Below are 16,017 nucleotides of genomic sequence, written 5' to 3'. Positions count from 1 at the left end.
CCTCCGGTCGCATTGCTGGCCCCGGGGGTGCCTTAGGGGGCCCGTCCCCTTCGATACGGCTGTGGGGCGCGAAAGGCTCACATCGTGCGCGAACGGCGGTGTCACCCTGTGCGCGGACGCCAGTGTCACCTGTGTGGCGGTGACCAACCAACGGGTCGCTCGTTCTTCAGGACGTGCAGTCACAGGATGTAGCGCAGCGTCACGCAGCCGCCTCCGCCGGAGCCCCGGGTCCGGCCGTCGACGTGGAGCAGGCCGAGGCCGCCCTCGTCGAGCACTACCCGCGGCTGGTCCGGCTCGCCTATCTGGTGCTGCCGCCGGGCCTCGCCCGGGGCCGCCGTGTCCTGACCGCACACGCGCTGGTCCAGCGGGCGCTCCCCCGGGGCCGCCGGCAGGGTCCGGTCATCCCGGCCCAGTCGACCGGGCGGGACACCGACCCCGGGTACGCGTTCGTCCGCCTCCATGTGGTGCGTACGGCGCTGGAGGCGGGCCTGCCGCTGAGGTTCACCGCGTGGCCCAAGCGCGCGCAGCTGCCGCCGCTGCTCCCCCAGGTGTGGGGCATCCGGCTCTTCCCGCGTTCCGGCGGCGCCGACGAACTCGCCCTGGACCAGCGCCTCGCCGGCCTCTCCGGCCCGGCGCGCGCGGCCTACGCGCTGCGCGGTCTGGAGCAGCTCCCCGACGGCGACGTCCGCAAGATCCTGCGGGCCGCCGGGGTGGCGCACCCCGAGGGCGCGCTCGCCGAGGCGAACGGCGTCCCGGCCGAGTACCCGCTGCTCGACTCCCCCGAGTTCGACCCCTGCTCCCTCCAGGCCCGGCCCACCGATCTGATGCGGCGCCGCCGGCACACCAAGGCCGCGCTCGCCGCCGTCGCCGCGCTCGCGGTGTGCGGGGCGCTGGTCGCGCTGCCGGGCGGCGGCTGGGGAGCCGACGGCGCGGCCGCCCCGCCGTACGCGCAGAACGCGGCCGCCCAGGCCGCCCTGGACCCCGCCCAGGTGACGCGGGTCCCGTCCGCCGCCTGGAAGACCGCCGCCCGCACCGACTTCTCCGCCTGGCCCGCGCGCGGCGCGCTCACCGGCGACACCGCGCTGCTGCGCCGCGCCCTCGCCGTCTGGGCCCGCCCCGGCGCCACGGTCCGTGTCTCGGCGACCCCGGGCACCCAGACCGGCGGCCCGGCCGGCCCGCCCCAGCTGCTGTACGCGGGCGTCGTCGACAGCGCCCGGGTGGTGGTCTTCTACGACGGTCTGCGCATCGCCCGCTACGCCGAGCCGAAGACCGGCACCGAGGGCGCGGCGCTGGACTTCGCCCGCGTCGACGGCGCGACCGGAGCCGAGGCGAGCGCGCTGGTCCTCGGCCGCGCCGACGGCAACGTCCGGTATCTGACCGCCCCCTGGGTGACCGGGGCGGCGGAGCGGGACCTGATGAAGCCGGGCGCGGGGGCGATGGACCTCGGGCTGGCCGACGGGGTGACCGGGCCGCTGGCCAGCCCCGCGATGCAGCAGGGCACCTGCACGTCCTGGAACGTGCTCCAGCTGACCGACGGGCGGGGTGTGCACCTCGCGACCGACCTGGGCGAACTGGTGCCGGCCCATCTCACCGCGGGCCGGCCCGGATACACCGGTGAGGCCTCGGGGGCGAAGGCGCTGCGCGACTGGGCGCCGTTCGCCTGCTCGCTGGCCGCGGAGCGCTCCGCCGGGGTGCGCGGCGTGAACGCGTGGGCGTTCGCCGAGCAGCCGCTGCCCGACGCCGGTGGCACCGGGTCCTGGGTGTGCACCCGTGCGGATACCTGGCGGGGCGACGGCACGGTGTCGCTGGCGCAGTTCCGCACACCGGGCAGCGAGTACGGGGCGGTCACCGCGAAGGGGGCCGATGTGACGGCGTGCGGTCCCCGTGATCCGCAGGTGCTGGCCGGGGTGTTGTGGAAGTCCCGGGCGGGCCGGTGGTACCTGCTGGCCGCGGGCGGCCACGACACCACGTCGATCCGGGCGACCGGCGGGGTCACCGCCTCGGCATCGGGGACGCTGCTGGTGGCCAGGGCGAAGCAGGGGGCACAGGCCGATCTGCAGGGCACACTGGACGACGGGCGGGAGATCAGCGGACTGCGGTGAGCGTCCCTCGCTCACCGCACCCCTTGCTGACATCGACGTAAACAAGGTGGGCCGCAGGTCTTCTCAGGCCACCTACCCGTCAGTACATTGACGCCATGTCCAACAAGCAGCCGCAACCGGTGCGGTCCGAGCACATAGCGCTCCAGGCCCGCAAGGTGTCCTTCGCCTGGGAGGACACCCCGCTGCACTGGGTGCCCGGCGATCCCTTCGCCACGCACACCATCAATGTGCTGCACATGCTGCTGCCCGCCGGTGAGCGGTGGTTCGTGCACGTCTACAAGCAGGTGCTGCCTCTCATCCGCGACGAGCGGCTGCGCGCGGACGTCATCGGGTTCATCGGGCAGGAGGCGATGCACTCCCAGGCCCATGACGAGGTGCTGCCCCATCTCAAGGAGCTCGGGCTCGACCCGGCGCCGTACACCGCGCAGGTCGACTGGTTCTTCGAGAAACTGCTCGGCGACCGGACCCTGCCGCCCGGGAGGGCCCGCCGCTGGTGGCTGCTCGAACGGGTCGCGCTGATCGCGGCGATCGAGCACTACACCGCGTTCCTCGGCGACTGGGTGCTCAACGCCGACGAGCTGGACCGGCGCGGTGCCGACCCGACGATGCTGGACCTGCTGCGCTGGCACGGCGCCGAGGAGGTGGAGCACCGGTCGGTGGCCTTCGACCTCTTCATGCACCTCGACGGCGGCTACCGGCGCCGGGCGCGGACCTGGGCGACGGCGTTCACGGCGATCGTGTTCCTGTGGCAGCGCGGCGCCCGCTTCTTCATGGCGAACGACCCCACGCTGACCGAGGGCCGGGCCCGGTTCAGGGACTTCTATCGCGCGGGCAGGCGCGGCACGCTGCCGGCCACCGGCGACATGCTCAGGTCCATACCCCGCTACCTCGGCCGCGCCTACCACCCCTCCCAGGAGGGCTCCACCGAGCAGGCCGTCGCCTACCTGGCCTCCTCCCCCGCCGCGCTGGCCGCCGAGCGCGCCGAGAAGGGGGCCGAGTGATGCCGAGGCTGCGGACCGTCGTCGCCGTCGCGGGCGCCGCGCTGCTCGTCAGGCGGGCCGTGCGCCGCCGTATCGAGGTCTCCCCGCTGTGGCCGATGCCGGCCCTGGACCCGCCGACCTCCGGGCAGCCGCGCTCCCGGGCACTGCGGCTGCTGGTCGCCTCGCACCGGACGGTCGCCGACGGGGTCGTACAACTGCGCCTGGAAGGCGGGCGGTTGCCGGGCTGGGAGCCGGGGGCGCATCTCGACGTCGTGCTGCCCTCGGGGCTCGTCCGGCAGTACTCGCTGTGCGGGGACCCGGCGGACTCCTCGTCGTACACGATCGCCACGCGGCTGGTCGCGGACGGGCGGGGCGGTTCGCGGGAGGTCCACGAGCAGGTGGTCGAGGGGATGGAACTGGAGGTGCGCGGTCCGCGCAACCGCTTCCCGCTCGTCGACGCCCCGTCCTATGTGTTCGTCGCCGGGGGCATCGGCATCACCCCGATCCTGTCGATGGTGCGGTCGCTGCCGGACGGTGTGGCGTGGCGCCTGCTGTACTGCGGGCGGACGCGCGCCTCGATGCCGTTCCTCGGCGAACTCGCCGGGGACGACCGGGTCACGGCCGTCGCGGAGGACGAGGACGGGCGCCCGGACCTCGACGCGCTGCCGGTGCCCGAGGGCGCGGCGGTGTACTGCTGCGGCCCCGAAGGACTGATGGCGGCGGTCGAGGAGCGCTTTCCCGCCGTGCGCCTGGAGCGTTTCGCCCCGTGTACCGACACCGCGGGCAACCACGCCTTCGAACTCGAACTCCGGCGCAGCGGGCGGACGTTGACGGTCCCGGCCGAGTCGACCGTGCTGGCGGCCGTACGGGCGGAGCTGCCCGACACGCCCTACTCCTGCGCGCAGGGGTTCTGCGGGACCTGCCAACAGCGGGTGCTGGAAGGGGAGGTGGAGCACCGGGACGAGTTGCTCACGGACACGGAGCGTGCCGACTCGATGCTGATCTGTGTGTCCCGGGCCCGAAGTGGGAGACTTGTGCTGGATCTGTGAACACCCGCGGTGGGTCAGGTCCGTTGGAGGCCGGATCCGATCGGTAAGGTGTTCGCATGAGTACCGGGGTACGCCGCAGGATGGGAGTCGAGGAGCGGCGGCAGCAGTTGATCGGCGTCGCCCTCGAACTGTTCAGCCGTCGATCGCCCGACGAGGTCTCCATCGACGAGATAGCCTCGGCCGCTGGTATCTCGCGGCCGTTGGTCTACCACTACTTCCCCGGCAAACTCAGCCTGTACGAGGCCGCGTTGAAGCGCGCCTCGGAAGATCTCGCGGGCCGCTTCGCCGAGCCGCACGAGGGCCCGCTGGGGGCCCGGCTGCTGCGTGTGATGCGCCGCTTCTTCGACTTCGTCGAGGAACACGGGCCCGGTTTCGCCGCGTTGATGCGCGGCGGCCCGGCGGTCGGCTCCTCGGCGACCAACGCGCTCATCGACTCCGTACGGCAGGCCGCGTACGAGCAGATCCTCTCCCACCTCGACGTCACCGAGGCACCGGCCCGCCTCGAACTGGTCGTCCGCTCCTGGATCTCGCTCGCCGAGTCCACGGCCCTGATCTGGCTGGACGGCCGCCGTATTCCGCGCACCGAACTGGAACTCCAGCTCGTCCACGACTTCGCGGCGCTGGCCGCGGTGAGCGCGGCGTACGACGAGGAGATGGGCGCGCTGGTGAAGGGCATGGTGAAGGACGAGCCGGCCGACGGCCCGTTCGCGGACCTGGCCGGCCGACTGATCGCCCTGGCGGGCTGAGCCCCGTAAGGGGCAGCTCCAGAGAACCTAGATCTCGAACTTCCGGTACGACGGATCCAGGTCCCGCACCTCCGCCGACGCATGCAGCGCGAACCACCCCTCCGGCTTCACATGCTCCCGCAGCAGCTCCAGTGTCGCCTCGGTCAGCCGCGCCTTCGTCTCGTCGGTCCGCCCGGCCAGCAGGCCGAACGTGACGTGCACGACGACATGCGCCCCCTCGGTGTCATAGCCGAAGGCGGTGTCGTCGGCGGCACGGAACAGCGTCTTGCAGGCCTCCGGCTTGGCCGCCGCGATCTCGACCACGGCGGTGTGCAGGGCCCTGGCGAAGCCCTCCCGGTCGAAGGCGGCGCCGGCCGTGGCCGAGTAGTCGACGGTGATCTGCGGCATGAGCACTCCTGTTCTACGGCTACTGGGATCACCTTAGGCGCAGGTCACGGTCAGGACGAGCGGGTGAAGACCGCGACGGTCCGCCCCGGCACGGTGAACGTGCCCGAGTCCGCCGCGTACGACGACGTCTTCACCACGGTGTCCGCACCGGCCGCCTGTACCGGATGCAGCCGGTATCCCGTCCCGGCGAGCGCCGCGATCCGCTGCTCCTGCCGCTCCGGGCTCGCGTTGAAGACGACGACCAGGCCGCCGAGCTCCATGGTGATCACCCCGGGCGTCTCGTCCTTGCCGGACAGCGGGAACGACAGCCGTGACTGCACCTGCGCGGCCGTGCCGAGCGAGAACGCCTTCTCCGTCGTACGGATCCTCAGCAGGTCCTGGTAGGCGGCCGAGGCCCCGTCGATCTGCGCGCACCCGACGCTCACGGTCGTCAACAACGGCTTGGCGTAGGGCCACTTGGACTGGTTGTCGGCGGCCATCGGCAGGCCCCGCCCGAAGCCGTTGCCGTCGGCGCAGTTCCAGTGGATGGCGTTGAACCAGTCCCCGCTGTCGAAGGAGTTGCGGTCCAGGGACTTGGAGCGGAGCAGGTCGGTGCCTGCCTGGGACAGCGACGGCCCCTGCGAGAGCGCGGCCGTGGCCATCGCCAGGACCTGCATCCGGGCCCGGTCCGCCGCACCGGTCGTCGCGGGCAGCTTGTACGTCAGCGCGTCGAACAGCGACTCGTTGTCGTGCGCGTCGACATAGGCGAGGGCGTCGCCGGGCGCGTCCGCGTACCCGGCGGGCGAGCCGTTGTAGTCGATCTCGGCGCCGGTGACCTCCTTGCCGTCGGTGTCCGTGAACCGGTACTTGGCGAGGTTGCCGGTCAGCCCGACCTTGATCAGGTCCTGGTAGTGCAGCAGCCGGGCCTTCTGTTCGGCCGAAGTGCCGTTGGCGGTGGAGGAGTTGGGGTCGGTGTACAGCCCGGACGCGAAGCCCTGGATGCCGGGGTCCGAGTCGAAGGGGCTGCCGCCGCGCACGGCGTCCCGGGCCCGGTCGGAGAAGGTGGCGATGCCGGTGCCGGCCATGTTCGCCTGGGTGGCCTGCACGAACCGGGCGTCATTGGCGACCTCGCCGAAGTTCCACCCCTCGCCGTACAGGATGATCTTCTTGCCGTCGACGCCGTCCTTCTTCGGGGTCAGCGCGTCGAGCGCCTTGCGGACCGCCAGGATGTTGGCCTTCGGGTGGTGGCCCATCAGGTCGAACCTGAACCCGTCGACCTTGTACTCCTTGGCCCAGGTGACGATCGAGTCGACCACCAGCTTGCCCATCATGGCGTTCTCGGGCGCGGTGTTGGAGCAGCAGGTGCTGTTGGCGACACTGCCGTCGGCGAGCAGCCGCTGGTAGTAGCCCGGCACGATCCTGTCGAGGACGGAGGTGTCCGCCTGGCCGCTGGCCGCCGTGTGGTTGTAGACGACGTCCATGACGACCCGGAGTCCGTCGTCGTTCAGCGACTTGACCATCCTGCGGAACTGGACGGTACGCGCGGTGCCGTTCGGGTCGGTGGCGTACGACCCCTCGGGGACCGTGAAGTGGTAGGGGTCGTAACCCCAGTTGTAGGCGTCCTTCGCGGCCACCGCGGCGACGCACTCCTGCTGCTTCTCCGAGTCGGCCGCGTAGGAGGCGAGGTCGCAGTCGGTGGTCGCCTGGTCGGCCTTCTTCTCGGGCACGGTGGCGAAGTCGAAGACCGGGAGGAGGTGCACGTACGAAGTCCCGGACTTGGCAAGGGCCTTGAGGTGTCTGGACCCGTCGCTGCTCTTGTCGGTGAAGGCGAGGTAGGTGCCCCGGTCGGCGGCCGGGACCGTGGAGTCCGCCACCGAGAAGTCGCGGACGTGGAGTTCCTGGATCTGTGCGTCCTTCAGCGGTACGGCCTTGGGCTTGGTGTAGGTCGACCAGCCGCCCGGGGCCAGGGACTTGTCATCGAGGTCGACGACCAGACTGCGCTCCGAGTTCGCGGTGAGGGCGACCGAGTACGGGTCGGTGACCTTGTTGGTCACCACCTTCCGGACGCTGGGCGCCCACACCTTCACCACGTACCGGTAGGGCTTGTTCTTCCAGGACTTGGGACCGGTGACGGACCAGACGCCGGTGGCGGGGTCGCGGTGCATGGCCACGGTGGAACCGTCGAGTTCGAGGGCGACGGACTGCGCGGTCGGGGCCCAGACGGAGAGGGTCGGCTTTCCGTGGTGGAAGACCGGCCCGAGGGCGGCCTTGATGGCCGTCGCGTACACGTCGTCGAGGACCCCGGCGATCTGCACGCCGGTCGCGGCCAGCACGGCGCCGTTCACGGCCCGCTGCGAGGCGACGAGCTGCCCGCTGAGCGCCTCGCGCACCCTGCCGCGGTCACGCGGGTCGACCGACCAGGCCGTGTAGTCCTTCAGGTACGGGAACTTCGCCTTCTGCGCGTCGGTGAGCGTGGTCTTCGTCAGCCGCAGCCAGCGCTCGTCGTCGCTGGTCAGCGCCCCGTCCTTGACGGCGATCGAACCGTCGTGGGAGGAGAGCAGCTGGGTGGAGGCAGCACCGTCGACGCCGTTCCAGGCGACCGTGTCCCGGCCGATCCAGATCGCCTTGGAGGTGGTCAGGTCGAGCGCGACCGCGCTGCCGGCGGGCTGCGGGAGCAGGTACTTCTCCTGGCCGTTCAACAGCCACACCTCGTAGCCGCTCGACTTGAGGTCGAGGGACTGGTCGGCGGACAGGTCCTTCTGGTCGCCGTTGTGGATGATGTAGCTGAGGCTGGTGGCACCCGTGGTGAGCGGTACCTCGAAGACCGCGCCATAGGCGTCAGTCTTCACCGGCTTCAGGGGGTTCGACCAGTCGGTGGGGTTCGCGGCGCCCGTCCAGACATGCAGGCCCCAGCCGTCGTAGTTCCCGTCGGCACGGTGGTAGTGGATGACCGCCTTGGTGGTGTCCTGCGCGGGGTAGTCGGCGGTCGGCTTCTCGGTCAGGACGTCCGTCTTCCCCTGCTCGACCCAGACCTCACCCGTCTTGGTGACGTCGATGGAGCGGTCGGCGGAGACGTCCTTGTTGCCGTCCTTGTCGACGACGAGGAAGCCGACGTTCGAGGCGCCGGACTTCAGCTTGACGTAGGCGAAGGCGCCGTAGGCGTCCCGGCCGGTGAAGGGGTGGCCGGCGGGCCAGGTGGTCGCCTCGCCGTCGGCGATGTCGCCCCAGGCGTACAGGCCCCAGTTGTCGTAGTCGCCGTCGGTGCGCTTGTAGTGGACGATCGCGTAGTCGCGGGAGGAGGCGGTAGGGGTCTCGGCGGCGGGCGGGGTGCCGGAGGTGCTGGTCGCGAGCGCGCTGCCGGTGTGTCCGGCGGAGTCGATCACGACCGCTTTGTAGCGCAGGGCGGTGCCGGCCGGGACGTCCTTGGCGATGGTCTGGGTGACCTTGTAGGGGGCGTGGTCGGCGGAGCCGAGGACGGTCCACTTCCCGTTGCCGACCTGGGCGGCGAAGACGACGCGGTCGAGCTGTCCGCCGGTGACGTTCGCGGTGAGGTCGACGGTGCCGGTGGCGCCGGCGGCCGGGGCGGTGAGGGTCAGGGCGGGTGCGGTGGCGGGCTTGGCGAGGGGGCCGGCGGCCTGGTAGACGACGGCGGACTCGGCGGGGACGGTGACGGTGACGCCGTTGTCCGTACCGGAGGTCACGGTGCCGTCGGTGCCGTAGATCGCGCGGTAGCGCATGTCGGCCGACCCGGTGGCGAAGGTCGCCGTCTTCGCCGTGCCGGCGTTGTTGAGGGCGACGACGTACTCCTGGCCGGTCTTCGCGTCCGTCCGGGTGAACGCGTAGACACCGGCGCCGTCCGCCGCGTAGCGCTCGGTCTGGACGCCGTCGGCGAGGGCGGGGTTGGCTGCGCGCAGCCTGGAGAGAGCACTGATCTGCTGGTAGAGCGGTGCACTCGTGTCGTAGGAGTCGCTGGCGGCGGTCCGGTCGGTGCCGATCTCGTCGTCGTCCAGGTAGTCGGCGACCTTGGACGCGAACATCGTCTGCCGGGCGTCCTTGTCCCCGCCGGAGCCGGTGAAGCCCTGCTCGTCGCCGTAGTAGACGACCGGGTTGCCGCGGCTGAGGAACATCACCTCGTTGGCGAGCCGGTCCTTGGCGAGGAGTTCGGCGTCCGTGGCCTTCGGGTTGTCCTGCTTCAGGAAGTACCCGATCCGGCCCATGTCGTGGTTGCCGAGGAAGGTGACCTGTTCGTAGGCGTTGGCCTTGTCGGTCGTGTACTTGTAGTCGTCGGCGAAGACGCTCGACAGCTTCTGCGCGCTGCCGCCCTGGGAGGCGTAGGAGCGGGCCGCGTCCTGGAAGGGGAAGTCGAGGGTCGCGTCCAGCCGCCCCTGGGTGACGTACGGGGAGGTGACGGAGGTGTCGGCGGAGTACGTCTCGCCGAACATGAAGAAGTTCCTACGGCCGTGGTCCGCCGCGTACTTGTCGAGCGCGGTCGCCCACTGGGTCCAGAACTCCATGTTGACGTTCTTGACGGTGTCGATCCGGAAGCCGTCGATGGCGTAGTCCTTCACCCACCGCTCGTAGATCTTCTCCATGCCGTGCACGACCTCGGGCCGTTCGGTCCACAGGTCGTCCAGGCCGGAGAAGTCGCCGTAGGTCGCGGACTCGCCGGCGAACGTCGAGTCGCCCCGGTTGTGGTACATCGTCGGGTCGTTGAGCCACGACGGCACCTTCGACTCGCTGGTGACGATGGGCGTGCGCGGGAAGGAGGCGGTGGAGACCGCCGGGAACTTCTTCTTCCCGTCCGCGTAGTCGGCGTCGTCGAAAGGCCGCCCGTCCTTGGTCAGGTAGGGGAAAGCGCCCTTGGAGAGGTAGTCGTAGGACTTCTCCTCGTAGTCGACGACGTCGGCGGTGTGGTTCGTGATGACGTCGAAGAAGACCTTCATGCCCTTGGCGTGCGCCTTGGAGATGAGGGTCGCCAGGTCCTTGTTGGTCCCGAAGTGCGGGTCGACCTGGGTGAAGTCGGTGATCCAGTAACCGTGGTAGCCGGCCGAGGCGTTGCTGCCGGTCCCCTGCACGGGCTTGTTCTTGAAGATCGGGGCCATCCAGATGGCGGTGGTGCCGAGCCCCTTGATGTAGTCGAGCCGCTTGGTCAGGCCCTTGAGGTCGCCGCCCTGGTAGAAGCCCTTGTCGGTGGGGTCGTACCCGGTGGAGAGCCGGGAGCCGGTCAGTCCGCCCTTGTCGTTGCCGGTGTCCCCGTTGGCGAACCGGTCCGGCATGACGAAGTAGAACTGCTCGCGGGTGTCGTCGTGCCGGGCCGGCTCGGCGGCGAGCCTGGCGTCCGAGGGGGGCGCGGGCGGGGTGTCGGCATGTGCGGCAAGCGGCTGCACCAGCGCGACGGCGAGGGCGGCCACGGCGACGGCCGCGACCCGTCTGACATGTATCACCGGTGTGAACTCCTAGCGATAGCTGCTCTCTTGGGTCCGACCCGGCGCGACCGTATCGCTAACGAAAGGTTTACAGCAAGAGGCTTGAAAATCACAGCAAGAAATTTCACGAGGCGTATTGACGCGCTGTCTCAACTGGCCCACGCTCCAGGGTTGTTGAAGCCTGTCCCTCTTGTTTGGGAGCCGCACATGACCGGACACCGACCCCCGGGTGTCTTCAGACGCACGGCCGTCGCGATCGCCGCGGGCGCCCTGGCGCTCGCGGGCGTCGTCGCCCTGCCGGCCACCGCCGCACAGGCGGACACCACCGCCAAGGGCGATGTGATCGCCAACCTCTGGGAATGGAACTGGAACTCGATCGCGTCCGAGTGCACCAACGTGCTCGGCCCGGCCGGGTACGGCGCGGTGCAGGTCGCCCCGCCCTCCGAGTCCCTCAAGCAGACCAACTACTACTGGTGGGACGTCTACCAGCCGTACTCGTACACCCTGAACAGCCGGTTCGGGACGGCGACGCAGTTCGCCTCGATGGTCACCGCCTGCCACACGGCGGGCGTGAAGGTCTACACCGACGCGGTCATCAACCACACGGCCGCGCAGACCGGCACCGGCTACGACGGCACCGTCCTCACCAACAAGTACAACACCGCGGACTGGGGCCCCAGCGACTACCACACCTCCGCGGACTGCCCCACCTCCGACCTGACCATCCAGGACTACTCGAACCTCACCCAGGTCCAGAACTGCGAACTGCTCGGCCTGCCCGACCTCAAGACCGGTGCGGACAACGTCCGTTCGGGCCTCGCGGCCTTCCTCAACAAGCAGATCGCCCTGGGCGTCGACGGCTTCCGCGTCGACTCGGCCAAGCACATCCCGGCCACCGACATGGCGGCCATCGTCGCCAAGCTGAACACCACGACGTCCGGCGCGGCGCCGTACGTCTTCGACGAGGTCTACCCGGGCTCCACCCCGCAGCCCAGCGACTACTACGGCTCCGGCGACGTCCTGGACTTCACCTACGCGAGCAAGATGAAGTCGGCCTTCCAGGGCAACGTCAGCGACCTCTCGTCCCTCTCCAGCAGCGGCATCCTGCCGGCCGCCAACTCGGTGTCCTTCGTGACCAACCACGACACCGAGCGCAACGGCCTGCACATGTCGTACAAGGACGGCGACACCTACAAGCTGGCGAACCTCTTCGAGCTCGCCTACAAGTGGTCGACGCCGACGGTCTACGCCAGCTGGGAGTGGACACAGAGCGACCAGGCCCCGCCGAACTCGTCCGGCTTCGTGACGGACACGGACTGCGCCAGCGGGTCCTGGTACTGCCTCGACCGTGACACCGGGGTCGTCGGCATGGTCGCCTGGCACAACGCGGTCGACACCGCCGCGGTCTCCGACTGGCAGACCATGTCCTCGAACGTCATCGGCTTCGGCCGCAGCGGCGCGGGCTTCTTCGCGCTCAACAACGGTTCCTCATCAGCGACTTACACGTTCACCACCGGCATGGCGGACGGCACGTACTCGAACGTCGTAGACGGCGGGGCCACCAAGGTCACCGTCTCCGGCGGCAGCGCCTCCCTCACCATCCCGGCGAAGAGCGCGGTCGCCTTCTACAACTCCTCCTACACCTGCACGGTCGGCTGCGGCGACGCGGGCGGCGGTGGCGGCGGTTCGACGTCGACGGTCAGCGCGACGTTCAACGAGTACGCGTCGACGACCACCGGCACCAACGTCTACGTCGTCGGCTCCATCTCCGCCCTGGGCGGCTGGGACACCTCGAAGGCGATCCAGCTGTCGTCCTCCGGGTACCCGATCTGGTCGGGGGAGGTGAGCGTACCGATCAACACGTCCTTCACTTATAAGTATATAAAGAAGGACAGTTCGGGCAACGTGACCTGGGAGTCCAACGCCAACAGGTCGGCCACGACCACCACCTCGGCGGTCTCCCTCAACAACTCCTGGAACGTGGCCAACGCCGACGCCACGGACGTGACCTTCAACGAGTACGCCACGACCACCTGGGGCACCAACGTCTACGTCGTGGGCTCCATCGCCTCCCTCGGCTCCTGGAACACCAGCGACGCGATCCCGCTGTCGTCGGAGTCGTACCCGACATGGAGCAAGCTGGTGATCGTCCCGAAGAGCACAACATTTGATTATAAGTTCGTCCAAAAGGACAGTTCTGGGACCGTGACATGGGAGTCGGGCACCAACCGCTCCTACACGACCGGCACTTCGTCGGGCTACGCCACCAGCGACACCTGGAAGTAGTCGAGCAAGCTCAACACCTATGAACGGGCTCTCGTCGGCCTACGCCGACGAGAGCCCGTTCATCTGTGCATTTTCGAAGCCGTGACCGATCCGTATCGGCGTCGTTGATCCTGTCGTATGAAAGCCGACAGGGGACGCAAGTACCGCCTGTACCCCACCCCGGGACAGGAGGAGGTCCTCACCTCATGGGGGCACTCTGCACGGGCTCTGTGGAACGTGGCGCTGGAGCAACGTCAATACGTCTACAAGCAGCGGGGTGTGACGCTGCGTTCCGTGGAGCAATCCCGTTCGCTCACAGCGGCGCGGGCCGAGATCGACTGGTTGCGGGAGCTTCCCGCGACCGCTGGCCAGCAAGTGCTGCGTCAACTGGATCTCGCCTACGACAACTTCTTCAACCCGGCGCATCCTGCGGGGTACCCGCGCTTCAAGAAGCGCGGCAGTCGCATGAACTTGTCTTTTCCAGGCCAGACGGTCAAGGTCCGCAAACTCAACCGGCACTGGGCGGAAGTGCAGGTTCTCAAGATCGGCTGGGTGCGGTTTCGTCTGTCTCGCGCCCTGGGAGGGACGCTTCGCAACGCCACGATCAGCAGGAACGGCACTGGCTGGCACGTCTCGTTCGGTGTTGCTACGGGGGTCGAGCAGGCGCCGCCGCTCGACAGGCCCGGGTGCGGAGTGGATTTCGGGGTCGCTGCCTCGGCGTATGTATCCACGGAGGAACGACCGAGGCTGATGCCTCAGACGCTCTCCGCACCAGAGAGAGCCCGGCTCAAGCACCTCGAACAGAAGAGGGCACGGCAGCTCACGTACGCCAAGAAACATCAAGGAGGCCGCTGCAGCAACCGGCTCCGTCGCACCATCGAGCAGATCGCGAAGATCAAGGCCAGGCAGGCCAACCGGCGACGAGACTTCACGCACAAACTCACCACCGACCTCGCCAAGAACCACGGCTACGTCGGCATCGAGGACTTGAGCGTGCAGAACATGACCAAGAGTGCCAAAGGAACTGCCGAACAGCCAGGTACCAAAGTAAGGGCCAAGGCGGGGCTGAACCGCTCCGTCCTCGACAACTGCCCCGGTGAGCGCCGTCGGCAACTTGACTACAAGTGCCGGATTTACGGGTCGGAACTGAGGTTGGTTCCTGCCTTTCACACCTCCAATACCTGCGGGAATCCCGACTGCGGAAAGGTCGATCCGAAGTCACGGCCGGGATGTGGCCGTCTCTTCGTCTGCGTCCACTGCGGATTCGAGGACGACGCCGACCACAACGCCGCCGTCGAGATTCACGCCCGAGCCCGCCGGACGGGTGGCTCGGTCACCAACAGCACGCGCAGACGCTCTTCGGCGTCGAGTCCCGGCCAGCCCCGGAGGCGGATGCGTGAAGCCCGGTCCGCTGCGACAGCGGCGAAAGGGAATCGCGGTCTTTGATCGGCAGCGAGAATCGTCAAAAGTACGTCAAGAAGGACTTATTCTGACACCTGGAAGTAGCCGGCGAACTTTTCCGGCGGATCGCGCATCGAACCTCGTGTACGGCACCAGAGGACGGCACGGGGCGCATCTCGCGCCCCGTGCCGCAGGACACGAGGGAGCACCGTCATCATGAACGAACACCGGAGCACCGGCCGTGTGTACGGCCGCACCGCGCTCGCCGTGGCCGCCGTCGTCGGCCTGGGGATCGTCGGGGTGGGTACCGCCTCGGCCGCGGGCCCGAGCAGCGCGCAGGCCGCGCCGACCTGTTCCGCCTCCGCGCTCAAGGCCACCTTCGGCAAGCAGCTCGGCGGCGGGATGAACCACCAGGGCGTCGTCATCAGACTGCGCAACCTCAGCGGCAGGACCTGCGCGCTGCGCGGCTACCCCGGTCTGGGCCTGGAGAACTCCGCGCACCGGGCGCTCACGACCCACACGCACTGGGGAGACACCTGGTACGCCAAGGACCCGGGCAAGAAGACCCTGGTCCTCCAGGACGGCCAGAGCGCCGAGGCCGTCGTCGCCTGGACCCACGCCAACACCGGCACCTCGGGCGCGGTGCACGCCTCCTACCTGGAGATCACCCCGCCCGCCTCCAAGCAGCACAAGACGCTGGCCTTCCCCGAGTGGGTCGACCACGGCGACCTCTCCGTGACCGCGCTGGCCCGGCACATCGACGTCACCGACTGACCTTCCACGCCCCGGACGGCGGCTGCGCCTACGCCCCGGCCCCGCCGTCCACCTGGAGGATCGCGCCCGACACATAGGAGGCGCGGTCGCTCAGGAGCCAGGCGGCGGCCTCCGCTATCTCCTCGGGGGTGGCCGTGCGGCGCAGGGGCGTCACGGACTTCATGTGGTCGATGATGCCGGGGGTGGCCTCGTCCCAGTCGCGGACCATCTCGGTGAGCGTGCCGCCGGGGGCGACGGCGTTGACGCGGATGCCCTCGGGGCCGTAGCTGACGGCGGCCGACTGGGTGAGGCTGTTGACGGCGCGCTTCATGGCGCCGTAGACGGGCAGGACGGGGTTGGCGCGCAGGCTGCCGATGGAGGAGTTGTTGACGATGGCTCCGGTGCCGGCGGTGGCGCGGATGGCGGCGACCTCGGCGTTCATGGCGAGCCAGACGCTCTTGAGGTTCACGGCGGTGACGTGGTCGAACTCGGCCTCGGCGAGTTCGTCCAGGGGGACGGGCCGCTGGGCCACGGCCCCGTTGTTGAAGGCGAGGTCGAGGCGGCCGTAGACCTCCACGGTGCGGTCGACGGCGGCGCGGACGCTCGCCGCGTCGGCCAGGTCGCAGACCACGTAGTCGGCGGTGCCGCCCGCCGCGCGGATGTCCTCGGTCACCGACTTGAGCTGGTCCTCCGTGCGGGCCGCCAGCAGGACCCGGGCGCCCTCGCGGGCGAAGAGCCGGGCCGCGGCCGCGCCGATGCCGCGTCCGGCGCCGGTGATGAAGGCGACCTTGCCGGTCAGCAGGCCCTGGTAGGTGATCGCAGTGTTGTGCATGTTTTCCATGTCTTCCATGGCTTCGAGCCTGGGGCCGGGCCCGTGGCTCATCCAGGCACCGGCGGTACCTGGATGGGGCCGGGCGGCCGGCGCACAC

Annotated in this window: 10 protein-coding genes; 7 read left to right on the top strand and 3 right to left on the bottom strand. The window is 69.6% G+C overall.

The window, feature by feature from the left end; all coding sequences use genetic code 11:
- Positions 1-173 precede the first annotated feature (173 nt).
- The 4 genes from AB0D85_RS05175 to AB0D85_RS05160 all read left to right on the top strand — a co-directional run bounded on the left by AB0D85_RS05175 (position 174) and on the right by AB0D85_RS05160 (position 4,877).
- Positions 174-2,102, top strand: coding sequence for a hypothetical protein (locus AB0D85_RS05175; protein ID WP_362313810.1), 1,929 nt, complete (start codon positions 174-176; stop codon positions 2,100-2,102).
- A 95-nt stretch (positions 2,103-2,197) separates the two neighbouring features.
- Positions 2,198-3,103, top strand: a complete 906-nt coding sequence (locus AB0D85_RS05170; RefSeq protein ID WP_362313807.1) for a metal-dependent hydrolase — start codon at positions 2,198-2,200, stop codon at positions 3,101-3,103.
- Positions 3,103-4,131 (top strand): PDR/VanB family oxidoreductase, encoded by a 1,029-nt coding sequence (locus tag AB0D85_RS05165; protein ID WP_362313804.1) that lies wholly within the window; start codon positions 3,103-3,105, stop codon positions 4,129-4,131. The genes AB0D85_RS05170 and AB0D85_RS05165 overlap by 1 nt, the downstream gene beginning before the upstream one ends.
- A gap of 56 nt (positions 4,132-4,187) precedes the next feature.
- Positions 4,188-4,877, top strand: a complete 690-nt coding sequence (locus AB0D85_RS05160; RefSeq protein ID WP_362313801.1) for a TetR/AcrR family transcriptional regulator — start codon at positions 4,188-4,190, stop codon at positions 4,875-4,877.
- Positions 4,878-4,904: 27 nt separating this feature from the next.
- On the opposite strand, the gene AB0D85_RS05155 is transcribed toward AB0D85_RS05160, so the two are convergent.
- Together AB0D85_RS05155 and pulA are read right to left on the bottom strand one after the other, a co-directional pair.
- Positions 4,905-5,264 carry an isomerase gene (locus AB0D85_RS05155; protein ID WP_362313798.1) on the bottom strand — a complete coding sequence of 120 codons (360 nt, stop codon included), beginning with the start codon at positions 5,262-5,264 and terminating at the stop codon, positions 4,905-4,907.
- Positions 5,265-5,314: 50 nt separating this feature from the next.
- Positions 5,315-10,687: a pullulanase-type alpha-1,6-glucosidase gene (gene pulA / locus AB0D85_RS05150; RefSeq protein WP_362313795.1), complete on the bottom strand. Its 5,373-nt coding sequence runs from the start codon at positions 10,685-10,687 to the stop codon at positions 5,315-5,317.
- A 189-nt stretch (positions 10,688-10,876) separates the two neighbouring features.
- On the opposite strand from pulA, the gene AB0D85_RS05145 reads away from it, so the two are divergent.
- The 3 genes from AB0D85_RS05145 (at position 10,877) to AB0D85_RS05135 (ending at position 15,109) form a co-directional block, all read left to right on the top strand.
- Positions 10,877-12,955, top strand: coding sequence for a carbohydrate-binding module family 20 domain-containing protein (locus tag AB0D85_RS05145; protein ID WP_362313792.1), 2,079 nt, complete (start codon positions 10,877-10,879; stop codon positions 12,953-12,955).
- 117 nt (positions 12,956-13,072) lie between these two features.
- On the top strand, positions 13,073-14,380 hold the full coding sequence (locus AB0D85_RS05140) for a transposase (RefSeq protein WP_362313789.1): 1,308 nt from the start codon (positions 13,073-13,075) through the stop codon (positions 14,378-14,380).
- 171 nt (positions 14,381-14,551) lie between these two features.
- Complete coding sequence (locus AB0D85_RS05135; protein WP_362313786.1) at positions 14,552-15,109, top strand: DUF4232 domain-containing protein; 558 nt, start codon at positions 14,552-14,554, stop codon at positions 15,107-15,109.
- 28 nt (positions 15,110-15,137) lie between these two features.
- Here the strand turns inward: AB0D85_RS05135 and AB0D85_RS05130 are convergent, their stop codons facing one another.
- Positions 15,138-15,938, bottom strand: a complete 801-nt coding sequence (locus AB0D85_RS05130; RefSeq protein ID WP_362313783.1) for a glucose 1-dehydrogenase — start codon at positions 15,936-15,938, stop codon at positions 15,138-15,140.
- Positions 15,939-16,017: the final 79 nt, after the last annotated feature.

The sequence above is a fragment of the Streptomyces sp. NPDC048277 genome (genome assembly GCF_040652235.1).
Classification (GTDB): domain Bacteria; phylum Actinomycetota; class Actinomycetes; order Streptomycetales; family Streptomycetaceae; genus Streptomyces.
Note: the sequence above shows the minus strand (reverse complement) of the source record. Positions and strands in the feature narration are given on the sequence as shown.

Excerpts from the sequence above, each read along its gene's own strand:
- AB0D85_RS05155 (WP_362313798.1), bottom strand. The coding sequence starts at position 5,264 with ATGCCGCAGATCACCGTCGACTACTCGGCCACGGCCGGCGCCGCCTTC.
- AB0D85_RS05165 (WP_362313804.1), top strand. The coding sequence starts at position 3,103 with ATGCCGAGGCTGCGGACCGTCGTCGCCGTCGCGGGCGCCGCGCTGCTC.
- AB0D85_RS05130 (WP_362313783.1), bottom strand. The coding sequence starts at position 15,938 with ATGGAAGACATGGAAAACATGCACAACACTGCGATCACCTACCAGGGC.
- AB0D85_RS05135 (WP_362313786.1), top strand. The coding sequence starts at position 14,552 with ATGAACGAACACCGGAGCACCGGCCGTGTGTACGGCCGCACCGCGCTC.
- AB0D85_RS05170 (WP_362313807.1), top strand. The coding sequence starts at position 2,198 with ATGTCCAACAAGCAGCCGCAACCGGTGCGGTCCGAGCACATAGCGCTC.
- AB0D85_RS05140 (WP_362313789.1), top strand. The coding sequence starts at position 13,073 with ATGAAAGCCGACAGGGGACGCAAGTACCGCCTGTACCCCACCCCGGGA.
- AB0D85_RS05145 (WP_362313792.1), top strand. The coding sequence starts at position 10,877 with ATGACCGGACACCGACCCCCGGGTGTCTTCAGACGCACGGCCGTCGCG.
- AB0D85_RS05160 (WP_362313801.1), top strand. The coding sequence starts at position 4,188 with ATGAGTACCGGGGTACGCCGCAGGATGGGAGTCGAGGAGCGGCGGCAG.